Source organism: Corynebacterium sp. (genome assembly GCF_030535495.1).
Lineage (GTDB): Bacteria > Actinomycetota > Actinomycetes > Mycobacteriales > Mycobacteriaceae > Corynebacterium.
In genome coordinates this window covers 1-14,651 of the sequence record NZ_JAUNRW010000054.1, presented here as the reverse complement: position 1 = coordinate 14,651, position 14,651 = coordinate 1, and the positions used below count along the sequence as shown (strand labels likewise).

Sequence of the window (14,651 nt, the reverse complement as noted above, 5' to 3'; positions counted from 1 at the left end):
CCGGAGCCGATCATCGCCATGGGCGCGGTCCTCACGTGGGCCTCCTTCGAGCGGGCCATCGCCACCTCCCGTCTGCTTCCGGCAGCCGTCGGTGTCATCCTGGCGACCATCTCCCTCGGCGCCGGCCCCACCGGCCTCATGGCCGTGTCCGCGCTGCTGGCCTCGCTGTCCAGCCTCATCCGCATCCTCTACCGTCGTCTCCCGCTGCTGGGGGCCGGACGGGGACCGGGGGGCGAGCGGGCGTCGAGAAGCAGCGTGACGACGGCGGTGGCCGCGATGCTGGCCCCGTTCCTCGCGGCGGGCACCGCCATCCTCATCGGTGTGTTCGGCGACCAGACGCTGGCGTCGGTCCTCGAGGCGATCCGCGTGCGTTCCGCGAAGGGACCCGCGCTGAACTGGTACGACGAGTGGGTCCGCTACCAGACCCTCATGGAACAGACCGTCGACGGCTCGCTCACCCGCCGCTTCGCCGTGCTCATGATGTTCTTCTGCCTGGCGATCGTCATCGCGGCGATCCTGCGCAACGGGCGCGTGCCGGGTGCCGCCAAGGATCCGTCGCTGCGTCTGATCCTCATCATCTTCGGCACCATGTTCTTCATGATGTTCACGCCGACGAAGTGGACCCACCACTTCGGCGTCTACGCCGGTATCGCCGGTGCGCTGGCCGCGCTGGCAGCCGTGGCCCTGTCGGCGCTGGCGATGCGCTCCCCGCGTGCCCGCACCCTCATGATCGGCGCCGTGCTGTTCATCTCCGCGATCTCGCTGGCCGGCATCAACGGCTGGTGGTACGTCTCCAGCTACGGCATCCCGTGGTTCGACAAGACGGTCCAGTACAACGCCGTCGAGTCCTCCACGATCATGCTGTTCATCGCCCTGGCGGTGCTGTTCATCGGCGTCCTGCAGTCCTTCATGGGCGACATCCGCAGCGCCCGCGCCGAAACCCACGGTGACTCGGCAGTGCAGGCCGAGCAGGCGGCAACCGCGGCGAGCAGGCGCAGTCGCTGGGCCGGCCTGGCGGCGGCACCCATCGCCGTGGCCTGCGTGTTCATCATCCTGTTCTCCCTGGCATCCTTCGCCAAGGCCTTCGTCTCCCAGGCGCCCGCCTACTCGGTCGGCATGGGCAATCTGCGTTCGCTGACCGGCAACACCTGCAGCCTCGCCAACGACGCCATGGTGGAGACCAACTCCAACGACGCCTTCCTCACCGCCGTGGACGGCGTGCCGCTGGGCGAGTCCCTCGAGTCCGGTGACAGCCGCGGCTTCGCCGCCAACAACGTCCCGCCGACGATCAACCAGGACTCCGTCTCCACCGCCTCCGTCGGTGCCATCGCGGACAGTGACAACTCCGGTGGATCCGATGAGGCCACCGGACAGGAGACGGGCAACACCGGCGGCACCCGCGCCGAGGTCGGCATCAACGGCTCCCGCGCGCGCCTGCCCTTCGATCTCGACTACACCACGGTGCCGGTCGTCGGTTCGTGGACGGCCGGCACCCAGTACCCGGCGAGCATCACCACCTCCTGGTACGAGCTTCCCGACGCCACCGAGGACGCCCCCCTCATCGTCGTGTCCGCCGCCGGACGTATCGAGCACCACGACATCAACGGCGTGAAGCACGACGGCCAGGAGCTGGTCCTCGAGTACGGCACGCAGGATGCCAGCGGGCGGGTGAGCAATGTCGAGGAGATCGAGATGCTCGACATCGGCCCCCTGCCGTCCTGGCGTAACCTGCGTCTGCCCATCGACGCCCTTCCGGACGAGGCCAACGTGGTGCGCATCGTGGCCACCGACCTCAGCCTCGACCCCGACCAGTGGATCGCGTTCACCCCGCCCCGGGTGCCCACGTTGGACTCTCTCGACAACGTCATCGGTTCCGAGCGACCGGGCCTGCTCGACTGGGCCGTCGCCCTGCAGTTCCCCTGCCAGCGCACGTTCGACCACTACGCCGGTGTGGCCGAGATCCCCGAGTTCCGCATCTCCCCGGACCACCCGGGCAAGGCCACGCTGACCCCGTTCCAGGACTACGACGGTGGCGGCGTCATGGGCACCGCTGAGGCAGTCAACTCCTCCTACGAGCTGCCCAGCTACACCCGCAACGACTGGCACCGCGACTGGGGCTCCATCGAGATCTACGAGCTCCGGACGAATTCCGTCGGCCAGGCCCCTGCGGAGGCCGAGATCACCCATGAGGTCATCCAGCGCTCCGGCTGGTGGAAGCCTTCGGAGATGAACATCTCGACGGGGTAGTCCCGGCTGTCGGTGGCGCTCTTGGTGGGGCTGCCGCGTGGGTTTGGGTACATCCCCCATGCTTATGCATGGGGGATGTACTCGTTCCCGGACCGCACGGAACCTTTGCCTCCTTCGATGAGTCCAATACAGCAGACACATCTACTTCGAGGGGGACCATGAACACCACGTACGTCACCAGGCTGCTCGAGCGCTGCGTCATCCGCACGGACGGATTGATCCTGCGTAGCGACCAGCAGAACATGCCGGACGCCAGCAATGTCATGCGCATGCTGGTCAAGCACAGAGCGATCGTGCCGATCGGGCGCGGCTCCTACGTCTGCTCGCAGAACTACACACAGTTGCGGGGGTGGGAGAAATTCCGGCTGCAGGCCATCGGGTTGGGCTCCCGGAAGGGGCGCACTCTCGCGGGATACTCGGCTGCCGAAGTCCACGGATTGTGGACCTACGCTACAGTCCCCCAGACGCACTGTTTCTACCGGCGAGGCAACGGGGCGATGATCAAGGAAAATGGCCTCCTCAACTACCGGGAGCTGCATTTTCAACTGAAGGCGGAGGACTGCGTCGTAATGGACGGGGTCCAGGTCACCTCCGTGGCCCGCACCATCGTCGATCTGACCAGGGTGCATGGTTTCGGTGCCGGATTCGTCGCCGCCTGCTGTGCCCTGCGTCAGAACAAGCTCACCATCGCCGAACTCAAGGACGAACTGCAGAAGACGAACGCCAGCATCCCCAAGGACCTGTTGCTCGACAACGTGACCGGCATCGTCGAATCCGCCCAGGAAGCCATGTTCCTGGCGCAGGTGGTCTTCTTCGGTGACTTCGAGGTCATTCCCCAGGTCGAGGTGAGAGGTTCTGACGGCACCGTTTTCCGCATCGACTTCGGTGTGAAAGGCACCACGAAATACATCGAGCTCGATGGGTACGAGAAGTACGGGCAGGATGCGGAATCCCAGCAGTTCTCGCTGCGCAGGGAGAAGAACCGGGCCCATGAATTAGCACAGAAGGGCACGGTGCCCAGGTCATACAACTACCGGCAGGTGGCGAATCTCTCCGCCTACCGGGGGACGCTCACAGCTCTGGGGCTGCCGCCGCGGCCGTACCTGCCGTCGATCCACCTCGATTGACGGGGGGCACACGAGTTGGTGCAGATGCCCCATGCACAAGCATGGGGGGTATGCATGTGCATGGGGACGGGAGGGGACGGGACGGGAGGGGGCACTGGCACTGGCGCGGACGCAGCTGCCCCCAGCGCCCTACACTCCCATCGGGGCATCCTCCGGGGTCACAGCCACCGGCAGGGCGGTCTCACCCATGAGGTCGGCGTCGACAGCCGCAGCAGCAGCGCGGCCCTCGGCGATGGCCCACACGATGAGCGACTGGCCGCGACCGTTGTCACCGGCGACATAGACACCCGGCACGCTCGAGCGGTACTGGGAGTCCCGCACGATGCGGCCACGCTCGTCGAACTCCACACCCAGCTCGGCGTGGATGCCGTCACGTTCCGCCCCGGAGAAACCGAGGGCGATGAGCACCAGGTCGGCGTCGATCTCGAAGTCGGTGCCGCGCATGGGCACGCGCCGGCCGTCGACCACCTTGACCTCGTTGCCGTGGATGGTGGTCACGGCGCCGTTCTCGCCGGAGAAGGAGACGGTGTTGACGGAGAAGCGACGCTCCGAGGTCTCCACGTACTCGCCCTCCTCGTGGGCGGTGGCCAGGCGCCACACCAGCGGGTACATGGGCCACGGGGTGGAGGCGGCGCGCATCTTCGGGGCACGCGGGCGGATGTCGAACTGGGTGACGCTCGCCGCACCCTGGCGCATGGCGGTACCGAAGCAGTCGGTGCCGGTGTCGCCGCCGCCGATGATGACCACGTTCTTGCCCTGCGCGTCGATCTCGCGGGAGTCCTTCTCCGCACCGTGGAGGTACTCCATGGCCTGGTGGATACCACTGAGCTCACGGCCCGGTACGGGCAGCTCGCGGGCGACGGGGGTGCCGGTGGCCAGGACGGTGGCGTCGAAAAGCGCGAGGTCCGCAGCGGACGGCGAGACGCCGCACTCGAAGCGGGTGCCCTCCGCCTTCATCTGGTCGAGGCGCCGGTCGAGGAAGCGGTCCTCGAGCTTGTACTCGGGCACGCCGTAGCGCATGAGGCCGCCGGGGGCGTCGTCACGCTCGAAGACCGTCACCTCGTGTCCGGCGCGGGTGAGCTGCTGCGCAGCGGCCAGACCGGCGGGACCGGAGCCGACGACGGCCACGCGCATACCGGTGCTGAAGGACGGCGTGACGGGCTCGGCCCACCCCTGTTCGAAGCCGTGCTCGGCGATGGCGACCTCGACGTCCTTGATGGCCACGGCGTCGTCGTTGATGGCCAGCACGCAGGCACCCTCACACGGCGCGGGGCACACGCGGCCGGTGAACTCCGGGAAGTTGTTGGTGGCGTGCAGGCGGTCCCACGCCTCGCGCCAGCGGCCCTGGCGGACCAGGTCGTTCCACTCGGGGATGATGTTGCCCAGCGGGCAGCCCGAGTGGCAGAACGGCACGCCGCAGTCCATGCAGCGGGCGGCCTGCTCGGTGACGTCACCGAGTTCGGTGACCTCGTTCCAGTCCAGCAGACGCAGCGGGACGGGGCGGTGCGGGAGTTCGGTGCGGTCGTACTTCATGAATCCGTGCGGGTCAGCCATGGTGGGCAACCTCCTTCTGCTGGATGAGTGCGCGCTTGTAGTCACGGGGCATGATCTTGACCAGGTCGCGTGCCTGCCACGGGCTGGTCGAGCCGGTGAGGCGGCGGTGGCGTTCGATGGCCTCCTCGAGGAAGGCGATGTCCTCGTCGTCGAGCTTCTCGACGTCCACCAGGCCCGGGTTGATCTTCCGGTCGAGATCCCCGACGGGGGCGAGGTAGGCGATGCCGCCGGACATGCCGGCGCCGAAGTTGTCCCCGACCTCGCCGAGGACCACCACGCGGCCGCCGGTCATGTACTCGCAGCCGTGGTTGCCGATGCCCTCGACCACCGCGACGGCGCCGGAGTTACGCACGCAGAAGCGCTCGCCGACGGCGCCGCGGATGTGGATCTCACCCGAGGTGGCACCGAAGCCGATGACGTTGCCGGCGATGATGTCGGGCTGGTCGCCGGTGAGCTGCGGCGGGGCCTCCGGGTGGGGGCTGAGGATGATGCGCCCGCCGGACAGGCCCTTGCCGACGAAGTCGTTGGCGTCACCGACGAGGTTGAGGGTCAGGCCGGCCGGGATGAAGGCGCCGGCGGAGTTGCCGGCGGAACCGGTGAGCGTGACGTGGACGGTGTCGGTGGGCAGTCCGGGCTTCCCGGCGGCGCGGGTGATGCGCGAACCGGTCATGGTGCCCACCGTGCGGTCGATGTTGGTGATGGGGTAGCTCAGTTCGATCTGCTTCGCCACCCCCCGGGCGGCGGCCTCGATGGTCTCCTCGGCGTCGAAAAGCAGGCGCTCGTCGAGAACGCCGCGCAGGCCGGTGTCCTGGGTGGTGGTCTGCCGTGCGGTGCCCTCCGGCATGTGGAGGATGGGGCTGAGGTCGAGCTGCGCGGCGCGCGGGTTGGCGGTGACGAAGTCGGAGTCGGTGCGCTGGCGCAGGAGCTGGGCCTGTCCGATGGCCTCGTCGAGGGTGCGGAAGCCCAGTTCGGCGAGGTACTCGCGGACCTCCTCGGCGAGGAAGGTGAAGAAGTTGACCACGTGCTCGGCGCGGCCGGTGTACTTGGCGCGCAGGTCCGGGTTCTGGGTGGCGATACCGACGGGGCAGGTGTCCAGGTGGCACACGCGCATCATGATGCAGCCCTCGACGACGAGCGGCGCGGTGGCGAAGCCGTACTCCTCGGCGCCGAGGAGGGCGGCGACGATGACATCGCGTCCGGTTTTCAGCTGACCGTCACACTGCACGCGGACGCGGTCACGCAGGCCGTTGAGCAGCAGCGTCTGCTGGGTCTCGGCCAGGCCGAGCTCCCAGGGACCACCGGCGTGCTTGAGGCTGGTCAGCGGGGAGGCACCCGTTCCGCCGTCGTGGCCGGAGATGAGAATGACATCGGAGTGCGCCTTGGCCACACCTGCGGCGACGGTGCCCACACCCTGCTCCGCGACGAGCTTGACGTGGATCCGGGCATCCGGGTTGGCGTTGCGCAGGTCGAAGATGAGCTGGGCCAGATCCTCGATGGAGTAGATGTCGTGGTGCGGCGGCGGGGAGATGAGCCCGACGTGCGGGGTGGTGATGCGCACCTCGGCGATCCACGGGTAGACCTTCTCCGGAGGCAGCTGGCCGCCCTCACCGGGCTTGGCACCCTGGGCCATCTTGATCTGGATGTCGGTGCAGTTGTTGAGGTAGTGGCTGGTGACACCGAAACGGCCGGAGGCCACCTGCTTGATGGCGGAGCGCTTCCAGTCACCGTTGCGCTCGTGCTCGAAGCGGGCGGCGTCCTCGCCGCCCTCACCGGAGTTCGACATGGCGCCGAGGCGGTTCATGGCGATGGCCAGGGTCTCGTGGGCCTCGGCGGAGATGGAGCCGTAGGACATGGCGCCGGTGGAGAAACGCGAGACGATGGCGGAGACGGGCTCGACCTCGGAGAGCGGGACCGGCGGGCGGTCGGAGGAGAACTCGAGCATGCCGCGCAGGGTGGCCAGGCGGGCCGACTGATCGTCGACGGAGCGGGTGTAGTCGCGGAAGATCGCGTACTGGCCGGTGCGGGTGGCGTGCTGGAGCTTGAAGATGGTCTCCGGGTTGAACAGGTGGTACTCGCCCTCGCGGCGCCACTTGTACTCGCCACCGAGGTCCAGATCGCGGTGGGCGAGCTCCTCGGGACGGGGCAGGAAGGCGGAGCGGTGCCGGGCGGCGACGTCGGCGGCGAGCTCGTCGAGGCCGACGCCGGCGATGGGTGAGGGGAGGCCGCCGAAGTGGGCGTCGAGAAGCTCCTGGGACAGGCCCGTGACGTCGGCGAGCTGGGCGCCGCGGTAGGAGGCGACGGTGGCGATACCCATCTTCGACATCACCTTGAGCACACCCGAGGTGGCGGCGGTGACGTAGTTGGTGCAGGCCTCGTCGAGGGTGAGGTCGCCGAGCTGGCCGACCATGCGCAGCTCATCGATGGTCTCGAAGGCCATGTACGGGTTGACGGCGTCCGCGCCGAAGGCGACGAGCATCGCCAGGTGGTGGACCTCGCGGGCGTCACCGGACTCGATGATGAGCGAGCAGCGGGTGCGGGTGCGCTCGGTGACCAGGTGCTGGTGCACCGCGGAGGTGAGCAGCAGGGAGGGGATGGGGGCGAAGCGCTCGTCGGACTCGCGGTCGGAGAGCACGATGAGGGAGGCACCGCCGGCGATGGCGTTGTCCACCTCGCGCAGGACGCGGTCGATGGCCTCGCGCATGCCGAAACCGTGGTGGGCCACCGGGTAGAGGCCGGAGATGACGTCGGCGTGGAAGGAGGACCATTCTCCGTGGTCATCGGCGTGGATGAGGGTGGCCAGGTCGTGGTTGTCCAGGACGGGGCCGTCGATACGCACGCGGCGGGCGGCCTCCGGGCCGGGGTGGAGCACGTCCGACTGGGCGCCGAGCAGGGTGTCCATGGAGGTGACGGGCTTCTCGCGGATGGCGTCCAGCGGCGGGTTGGTCACCTGGGCGAAACGCTGGGAGAAGAAGTCGTAGAGCATGCGCGGGCGCTGCGAGAGCGCGGCGATGGGGGTGTCCGAACCCATCGAGCCCAGGGCCTCGGCGGAGTTGAGCGCCATCGGGGCGATGATGAGCTCGACGTCCTCCTCGGTGATGCCGAAGACGCGCTGACGCAGGACCGCGCGCTCGTGCGGCATGTATTCGTAGCGGGTCTGCGGCAGATCGGCCAGGGGAACGAAGTTGTCGGCGATCCAGGAGCGGTAGTCCGCGGTGGCGGCCAGGCGGGCCTTGATCTCCTCGTCGGGGACGATGCGCCCAGCATTGGTGTCCACCAGGAACATGCGGCCCGGCTCGACGCGGGTGCGCTTGACCACGTCCTTCGGCTCGACGGGGACCACGCCGGCCTCGGAGGCCATGATGACGGTGTCGTCCGCAGTCACCCAGATACGTCCCGGGCGCAGGCCGTTGCGGTCGAGGACGGCGCCGACGAGCGAACCGTCGGTGAAGGCGACGGCGGCCGGGCCGTCCCAGGGCTCCATGAGGCAGGAGTGGTACTCGTAGAAGTCGCGCAGCTCCGGGTCGATGGTGGGGTTGTGCTCCCAGGCCTGCGGGATCATCATGGCCACGGCATGCGGCAGGGAGTAGCCGCCGAGGTGAAGGAGCTCGAGGGCCTCGTCGAAACGCGCGGTGTCGGAGGCACCGGGGGTGCACACCGGGAGGATGCGCTCGAGGGGTCCGAGCTGCTCGGAGTTGATGAGGGCCTCGCGGGCGCGCATCCAGTTCTCGTTGCCGGTGACGGTGTTGATCTCGCCGTTGTGGGCGACCAGGCGGTAGGGGTGCGCCAGCGGCCACGAGGGGAAGGTGTTGGTGGAGAAGCGCGAGTGCACCAGGGCAATCGCCGAGGTCAGTCGGCGGTCCTGCAGGTCGAGGAAGAAGCGCCCGAGCTGCGGGGTGGTGAGCATGCCCTTGTAGACGATGGTGCGCGCGGACAACGACGGGAAGTAGACGGTGTCCTCGCCGTGCTTGGTACCCAGGTCACGCTCGCAGCGCTTGCGCAGGAAGAACATGACGCGGTCGAGCTCGATGCCCTCCTTGCCCTCTGCGACGATGAAGGGCTGGTTGAAGCGCGGCATGGTCTCACGGGCGGCGGTGCCCAGGCCACGCGGGTCGACGGGGACCTCGCGCCAGCCGAGGACCTCTGCGCCCTCCTCGCGGGCGATGTTCTCGATCTCGCGGCGGGCGTCGAGAAGATCCATGCGGCGGGTGGGCAGGAAGGCGATGCCGGTGGCGTAGTGCCCGGCCGCGGGCAGCTCGAAGTCGACGACCTCGCGGTAGAAGGCGTCGGGGATCTGGAGGAGGATGCCGGTGCCGTCGCCGGTGTCGGGGTCCGCGCCGGCGGCACCACGGTGGTCGATGTTGGCCAGGATCTTCAGGCCCCGGTCCACGATGCTTCTCGACGCCCGTCCGTGCATGTCCGCGACGAATCCGACTCCGCAGGCGTCGTGTTCGTGGGCCGGGTTGTAGAGCCCTTCTCGGCGCATGGGTACCTCCTCAAGTTATCTGTCTGTCGCTCTACAGAAAACTACATCCGGGCCTGTCATGCAATAGGTAATGCACAACCAGGGGGAGCCTCCTACACCACAGACCTCACCGGAGCCGGGCTGTAGGCGTAGGAATCGTCCGCCTTCGCCATCCGGTGCGCGCGGATCCACACCCAGATGACCAGCGGATACATGATCGCTGCCACGACGAGGTAGGTGATCATCAGCCACAGCTCCCGCGGCCACAGGAGGTTCCACGCGAAGTGCAGCGCGAAGGCGACGAACAACCACCCCCCGGCCACCCCGATGCGCCAGAGACGGGAGCGCCCGGCCATGAACACCGCCAGGCCCAGCCCCCACCCGGCCAACGCGGTGAAGATGATGTGCAGTCCCGGTCCGGCCAGCACGCGCAGACCCCACACATCAAGGCTGCCCTGCAGATCCGTGTTGGGATGGAGCGTGGCCCCGAAGGAGCCGTACAGGAGGTTCTCGAACACCTCGAATCCGAGTCCGATGACCGCACCCGTCATCAGCCCGTGCCACGGCCGGTTGAGGGCCCGGAAGGTGAAGAGGATGACGCCCACCCCCAGCACCTTGGCGATCTCCTCCGGATACGCCCCACCGAAGGACGCCGCCACCACCTTCCAGCCGAGCCGCTCCGTGAGCGTCATGAGGGGGATGCCCCCGATCATGATGAGCCCGAAACTGACACCTGCGCCCCACAACAGGGAGCTGACGACCCACTTCCAGCCGGCTCCGTCCTTCTCCGGCCACATGGGCGACCGCGACAGCAGCCACAGCACCAGCGCCAGATAGACCACCGCGAAAACGATGCCGAGCGAGGCTCCCACCCAGGAGATGAGGAAGTTCGTGGCAGAGAAGTAGAGGACCACGGGGACGGCGATGACACTCAGTGTGATGAGGGTGACGCGAAACAGCGAGCTCATACCGTCACCACCTGCGGCTCCAGAGGAAGACGGAAGCCACCGTCCCCGCGCGTGGCTTCGATGGCCTCCCGGACGATCCCCGGCAGCTCCCGACCGGTGAACTCCTGCCACACGGTGTCCGCCAGCGGCGCCACCTGCCCGCCGGGGCCGGTGAGCACCACGATCATCGTCTCGTCCTCCCGGTCATCGCCGCCCTCCAGCGACATACCGACAGAGCGCGAGAAGTCGTCGATGATCATCCGCGCCGACCCCTCCCGCAGGATCTCCGCATCCTCGGGAGGCGGGAACATCGCCATGGCCCGCATCATCCGCCGCAGCGTGCGGTCGGGGTCGGTGCCACCCGCGACGTTCATGGTCTGCGTGAGCACATCCCCGCAGCTCCATCCGGCGTGCAGCACCTCGGTGGACGGGCGGCACTGCATCTCGAGCGGAATGTTCCACCCCTCCTCGGAACCGAGCACCACCTGTTCAGAGATGGTGCGCGACGGTACGACGGGCAGCAGCAGTGCGGGCAGGAGCAACGTGAGGGCAGTCGCCCCGAAGAGTGCGAACCACCACCTCCGGTCGGTCCTCGGCTGCAGGCGATAAAGGCTCATGGGACCCCACCCTAATGCCCCGCCACTCACCTAGAGTTGGGGACATGAATGACCTCTACGCCTACGTCAACGGCCCGTGGCTGGCCACCCATGTGATTCCGGAGGACCGGGGGGTCGACGGCACCTTCCACAAACTCCGCGACGACGCCGAGGCGGACGTCCGCGAGATCATCGAATCCGATACCGGCCGCGCCGGGCGACTCTTCCGTTCCTTCATGGACGTCGAGGGCGTCAATGCCGCCGGCATGGCCCCCCTCGACCCGGACCTGGACCTGCTCAGCGCCCCGGATGCGGCCACGTTCGCCGCCCGCCTCGGCGAGCTCGAGAGCCTCGGGGTGGCTGCCCCGCTGACGTTCTGGGTGGAGAAGGACTCGGACTCCGAGGATGCCATCGCCTACCTCATCCAGTCCGGGCTCGGGCTGCCCGACGAGGCCTACTACCGCGAGCCGCAGCACGCCACCGTCGTCACTGCTTATCGACGCCACGTCGCCGACATGCTGCGTTTCCTCGACCCCGCGCGCCTGTTCGGCCTGACCCCGGAGATCGCCACCGAGCGCATCATCGCCCTGGAGACCGAGATCGCCGCCGGTCACTGGGACGTGGTGGCGACCCGGGATGCGGTGAAGACGTACAACCCGGTCGAGTTCGACGCGCTGCCCGCCGTCATCCGCCGCCTGCTCATCGGCACCGGCCTGCCCGAGCAGCGGCTGGTGTCCATGATGCCCTCCTACGTCACCCATCTCGCGGGCCTGCTCAGCGACGACCGCCTCGCCGACTGGCAGCTGTGGGCCACCTGGCACATCCTCCGTTCGCGGGCGAGCGTGCTTCCCGAGGAGGTCGGCGCCAAGAACTTCGAGTTCTACGGCACCCTGCTCTCCGGGGCCACCCAGCAGCGGGACCGCTGGAAGCGCGGCGTCGGCCTGGTGGAGTCCCTCGTCGGCCAGGAGGTGGGCCGGATCTTCGTCGAGAAGCACTTCCCGGAGTCCTCCAAGGCGGAGATGCTCGAGCTGGTCGACTACCTCGTGGAGGCCTACCGCGAGCGCATCTCGCAGCTGCCGTGGATGACGCAGGAGACCCGGGAGCGCGCCCTGGAGAAGCTCGACCAGTTCAAGGCGAAGATCGGCTACCCGGATGTGTGGCGCTCCTACGAGGGTCTCGATTTCACCGCCGACGGTGCCTCCCTGCTGGACAACGTGCGTCAGGCCTCGGCGTTCCTGCAGGACTATGAACTGAACAAGATCGCCAAGCCGGCGGACCGCGACGAGTGGTTCTCGACTCCGCAGACCGTCAACGCCTTCTACAACCCGGTGGTCAACGACATCACCTTCCCGGCCGCCATCCTCCGGGAGCCCTTCTACTCCCCCGACATGGATGCCGCGGAGAACTTCGGCGCCATCGGCGCGGTCATCGGCCACGAGATCGGCCACGGTTTCGACGACCAGGGCTCCCAGTACGACGGCCACGGCAACCTGCGCTCCTGGTGGACCGACGCGGACCGCGCGGCGTTCACCGAGCTCACCGACAAGCTCGTCGGCCAGTTCACCGGGTTGATCCCCTCCGTGCTGCGCGATGCCGGTATCCAGTCGGAGGGCGTCAACGGCGAGTTCACCCTCGGCGAGAACATCGGCGACCTCGGCGGACTGGGCATCGCCGTCATTGCTTATCGACGCTACCTCGCCGACCGCGGCCTCGACTTCGACACCTCACCCGTGGCTACTTTCGAGGCCGAGGGCGCGGATCCGGATCTCAGCGGCCGTGAGTTCACCGGGTTGCAGCGGCTGTTCCTGTCCTGGGCGCGGGTGTGGCGCACCGCCATCCGTCCCGAGCAGGCGCAGCAGTACCTGGCGATCGACCCGCATTCCCCCGCCGAGTTCCGCTGCAACGTCATCGCCGCCAACATCGACGAGTTCTACCGGGCCTTCCCCGAGGTCACCGAGGACTCCCCCATGTGGATCCGCCCCGAGGACCGGGTGACCATCTGGTAGGCCGGCCCCCGCCCCGCCGCCTGCAAGAGATTACGTCCAGACAACACCCGAACAGGGATTTTGCACAGAACTGAACACCGTTCGGGTGCGTCTTTGCAGAACCCTAGTCCCGGATACTCAGCTCCGCGCACACACGCTGCTTCTCCGGCATCGACGGCAGCCAGCCCACCAGGTGCAGGCGGGCGGTGTTGGCGTCCACGCCGGTGAGGTTGAGCCGACGCAGCAGGTGCGGGACGATGAGCTGGAAGTCCTTGCCCTCGCCATTGACCACGGCATGGCCCACCGCCCGCTGCCGGGTGACCTCCGTGAGCTCGAGGTCGGTGATCTCGACCTTGCCCTCCTTGCCGGACCCCCGGATGTCCAGGGCGGCCGGTACCCCGTCGGAACGGCGCGCCCCGTCGTCACCCTCGAGGATCGTGCGGATGAACTGGGTGACCGCCACCGGATCGCCGAGCGCGTTGGACACGTAGCGGTGGCCGAGCTCGCTGTGCTCCATCTCCACCAGCGTGTGGTCGGGAGAGAACTCACTGGGCCGGTAGGTCAGGGGCAGCTGCACGCCGCGGCCGTCGAGATCGGAACCGATGAGGACCTCGATGCCCACCTCACCTGCCGGATCCACCAGTCGGTAGCTACCGAGCAGGGTGACGATACCCGCGAAACGCGCCGCGATATCGTCCTTCGTGGGGTCGAGTTCTGAGTCGTAGATGAGTGCTTCGCCGCTCATGGGGGACTCCCTTTTGTGTCGATAACCTTTTGCTTCCAGCGTAGACCGCCGGACCCCCCAACGGGCGGGCTCGCGCACTAGGCTGGCGACCATGACAGCCGAGAAGACGCCCGAGCAGTTGCAGGAAGAGAAGTTCCGCGCGGACTTCCAGGTCGGCGGGGTCGACCGTGAGATGCCCGCGGAGGAGCAGCTGGAGCAGCTCTACTCGTACATCGATGCGCACTACGAACTACCGGACTTCACCCCGCCGTGGAAGGGCGGGGACGGCGATCCGGATCCGGCCGACAACTACATCGCCCGTCTGTCCGACCGCATCACACACGCCTCCATGCTCATGCTCGGTTCCGGGCTCGACCACTCGATGCCGGGTGTGGTCTGGGCCGAGGGCATCGAGGTCGCAGAGGTGCCTGAGGTGGGCGGACGCCTGTTCACCCCGTCCGAGCCGACCGGCGCGTGGGCGATCAGCTTCCACTCCGGCGGTTGGTGGCGCGGTTCCGGTAACGCTCTGGAGATCTCCTGGCGCCCTGAGGTCGCGGCCGCGGCCCAGCGCTCGGGCACGGTCATCCTCGACCTCGACTATCCCCTGGCCCCGCAGAGCACCGTCGCGGAGATGAACGCCCTGGTCCGCCGGGCCGTCGGCTACGCCAAGCACCACAATGCCTGCTCCATCACCGGCTGGGGTTATTCCTCCGGCGCCGCGCTGGCGGCGATGAACGCCTCGCTTTTCGACGCCCTCGTGCTCACCTTCCCCGACCTCGGCAGCGTCGCCGGCCTCCCGGAGGACATCCGTGCGGGGCAGTCCGTCCCCGCCCCGCAGGACTGGCCAACCACCCTGGTACAGATCGCACTGCAGGATGAGATCGCCTCCCGCCCGGAGACCGGGGATCATGAGGTCCGCGAGTACGTCGCCCGCCATCGCGTTTCCACCCCGGAGGTGGCGCGGCAGAAGATCGCCGACGTGGCGGAGTTTCTGCGGGCGCAGTCGTAG

General features: G+C 68.0%; 9 protein-coding genes. 4 read left to right on the top strand and 5 right to left on the bottom strand.

What is annotated here, in order from left to right; translation table 11 throughout:
* Together Q4F73_RS07885 and Q4F73_RS07880 are read left to right on the top strand one after the other, a co-directional pair.
* The coding region (locus Q4F73_RS07885) for an arabinosyltransferase C-terminal domain-containing protein (RefSeq protein WP_303358806.1) at positions 1–2,247 on the top strand (2,247 nt) is incomplete at its 5' end.
* Between the two features lie 158 nt (positions 2,248–2,405).
* Positions 2,406–3,374 carry a hypothetical protein gene (locus Q4F73_RS07880; protein WP_303358805.1) on the top strand — a complete coding sequence of 323 codons (969 nt, stop codon included), beginning with the start codon at positions 2,406–2,408 and terminating at the stop codon, positions 3,372–3,374.
* 129 nt (positions 3,375–3,503) lie between these two features.
* On the opposite strand, the gene Q4F73_RS07875 is transcribed toward Q4F73_RS07880, so the two are convergent.
* The 4 genes from Q4F73_RS07875 to Q4F73_RS07860 form a co-directional block, all read right to left on the bottom strand.
* The gene (locus Q4F73_RS07875) at positions 3,504–4,928 is read right to left on the bottom strand and encodes a glutamate synthase subunit beta (protein WP_303358804.1); all 1,425 of its coding nucleotides are present in this window, start codon (positions 4,926–4,928) and stop codon (positions 3,504–3,506) included.
* Positions 4,921–9,411, bottom strand: a complete 4,491-nt coding sequence (gltB, locus tag Q4F73_RS07870) for a glutamate synthase large subunit (RefSeq protein ID WP_303358803.1) — start codon at positions 9,409–9,411, stop codon at positions 4,921–4,923. The genes Q4F73_RS07875 and gltB overlap by 8 nt, the downstream gene beginning before the upstream one ends.
* Before the next feature lie 92 nt (positions 9,412–9,503).
* Positions 9,504–10,358, bottom strand: coding sequence for a PrsW family intramembrane metalloprotease (locus Q4F73_RS07865; protein ID WP_303358802.1), 855 nt, complete (start codon positions 10,356–10,358; stop codon positions 9,504–9,506).
* Complete coding sequence (locus Q4F73_RS07860; RefSeq protein ID WP_303358801.1) at positions 10,355–10,954, bottom strand: hypothetical protein; 600 nt, start codon at positions 10,952–10,954, stop codon at positions 10,355–10,357. Before Q4F73_RS07860 ends, Q4F73_RS07865 begins: the two co-directional genes overlap by 4 nt.
* 44 nt (positions 10,955–10,998) lie before the next feature.
* Here Q4F73_RS07860 and Q4F73_RS07855 point away from each other — a divergent pair, with 44 nt between their 5' ends.
* The gene (locus Q4F73_RS07855; protein ID WP_303358800.1) at positions 10,999–12,939 is read left to right on the top strand and encodes a M13 family metallopeptidase; all 1,941 of its coding nucleotides are present in this window, start codon (positions 10,999–11,001) and stop codon (positions 12,937–12,939) included.
* A gap of 103 nt (positions 12,940–13,042) precedes the next feature.
* Here the strand turns inward: Q4F73_RS07855 and Q4F73_RS07850 are convergent, their stop codons facing one another.
* Positions 13,043–13,663: a hypothetical protein gene (locus Q4F73_RS07850; RefSeq protein WP_303358799.1), complete on the bottom strand. Its 621-nt coding sequence runs from the start codon at positions 13,661–13,663 to the stop codon at positions 13,043–13,045.
* Positions 13,664–13,754: 91 nt separating this feature from the next.
* On the opposite strand from Q4F73_RS07850, the gene Q4F73_RS07845 reads away from it, so the two are divergent.
* Positions 13,755–14,651, top strand: a complete 897-nt coding sequence (locus Q4F73_RS07845; RefSeq protein ID WP_303358798.1) for an alpha/beta hydrolase — start codon at positions 13,755–13,757, stop codon at positions 14,649–14,651.

What these genes read in the sequence shown, in the direction of transcription:
- gltB (WP_303358803.1), bottom strand. Translation starts at nt 9,411, where the DNA reads ATGCGCCGAGAAGGGCTCTACAACCCGGCCCACGAACACGACGCCTGC.
- Q4F73_RS07865 (WP_303358802.1), bottom strand. Translation starts at nt 10,358, where the DNA reads ATGAGCTCGCTGTTTCGCGTCACCCTCATCACACTGAGTGTCATCGCC.
- Q4F73_RS07845 (WP_303358798.1), top strand. Translation starts at nt 13,755, where the DNA reads ATGACAGCCGAGAAGACGCCCGAGCAGTTGCAGGAAGAGAAGTTCCGC.
- Q4F73_RS07875 (WP_303358804.1), bottom strand. Translation starts at nt 4,928, where the DNA reads ATGGCTGACCCGCACGGATTCATGAAGTACGACCGCACCGAACTCCCG.
- Q4F73_RS07860 (WP_303358801.1), bottom strand. Translation starts at nt 10,954, where the DNA reads ATGAGCCTTTATCGCCTGCAGCCGAGGACCGACCGGAGGTGGTGGTTC.
- Q4F73_RS07855 (WP_303358800.1), top strand. Translation starts at nt 10,999, where the DNA reads ATGAATGACCTCTACGCCTACGTCAACGGCCCGTGGCTGGCCACCCAT.
- Q4F73_RS07880 (WP_303358805.1), top strand. Translation starts at nt 2,406, where the DNA reads ATGAACACCACGTACGTCACCAGGCTGCTCGAGCGCTGCGTCATCCGC.
- Q4F73_RS07850 (WP_303358799.1), bottom strand. Translation starts at nt 13,663, where the DNA reads ATGAGCGGCGAAGCACTCATCTACGACTCAGAACTCGACCCCACGAAG.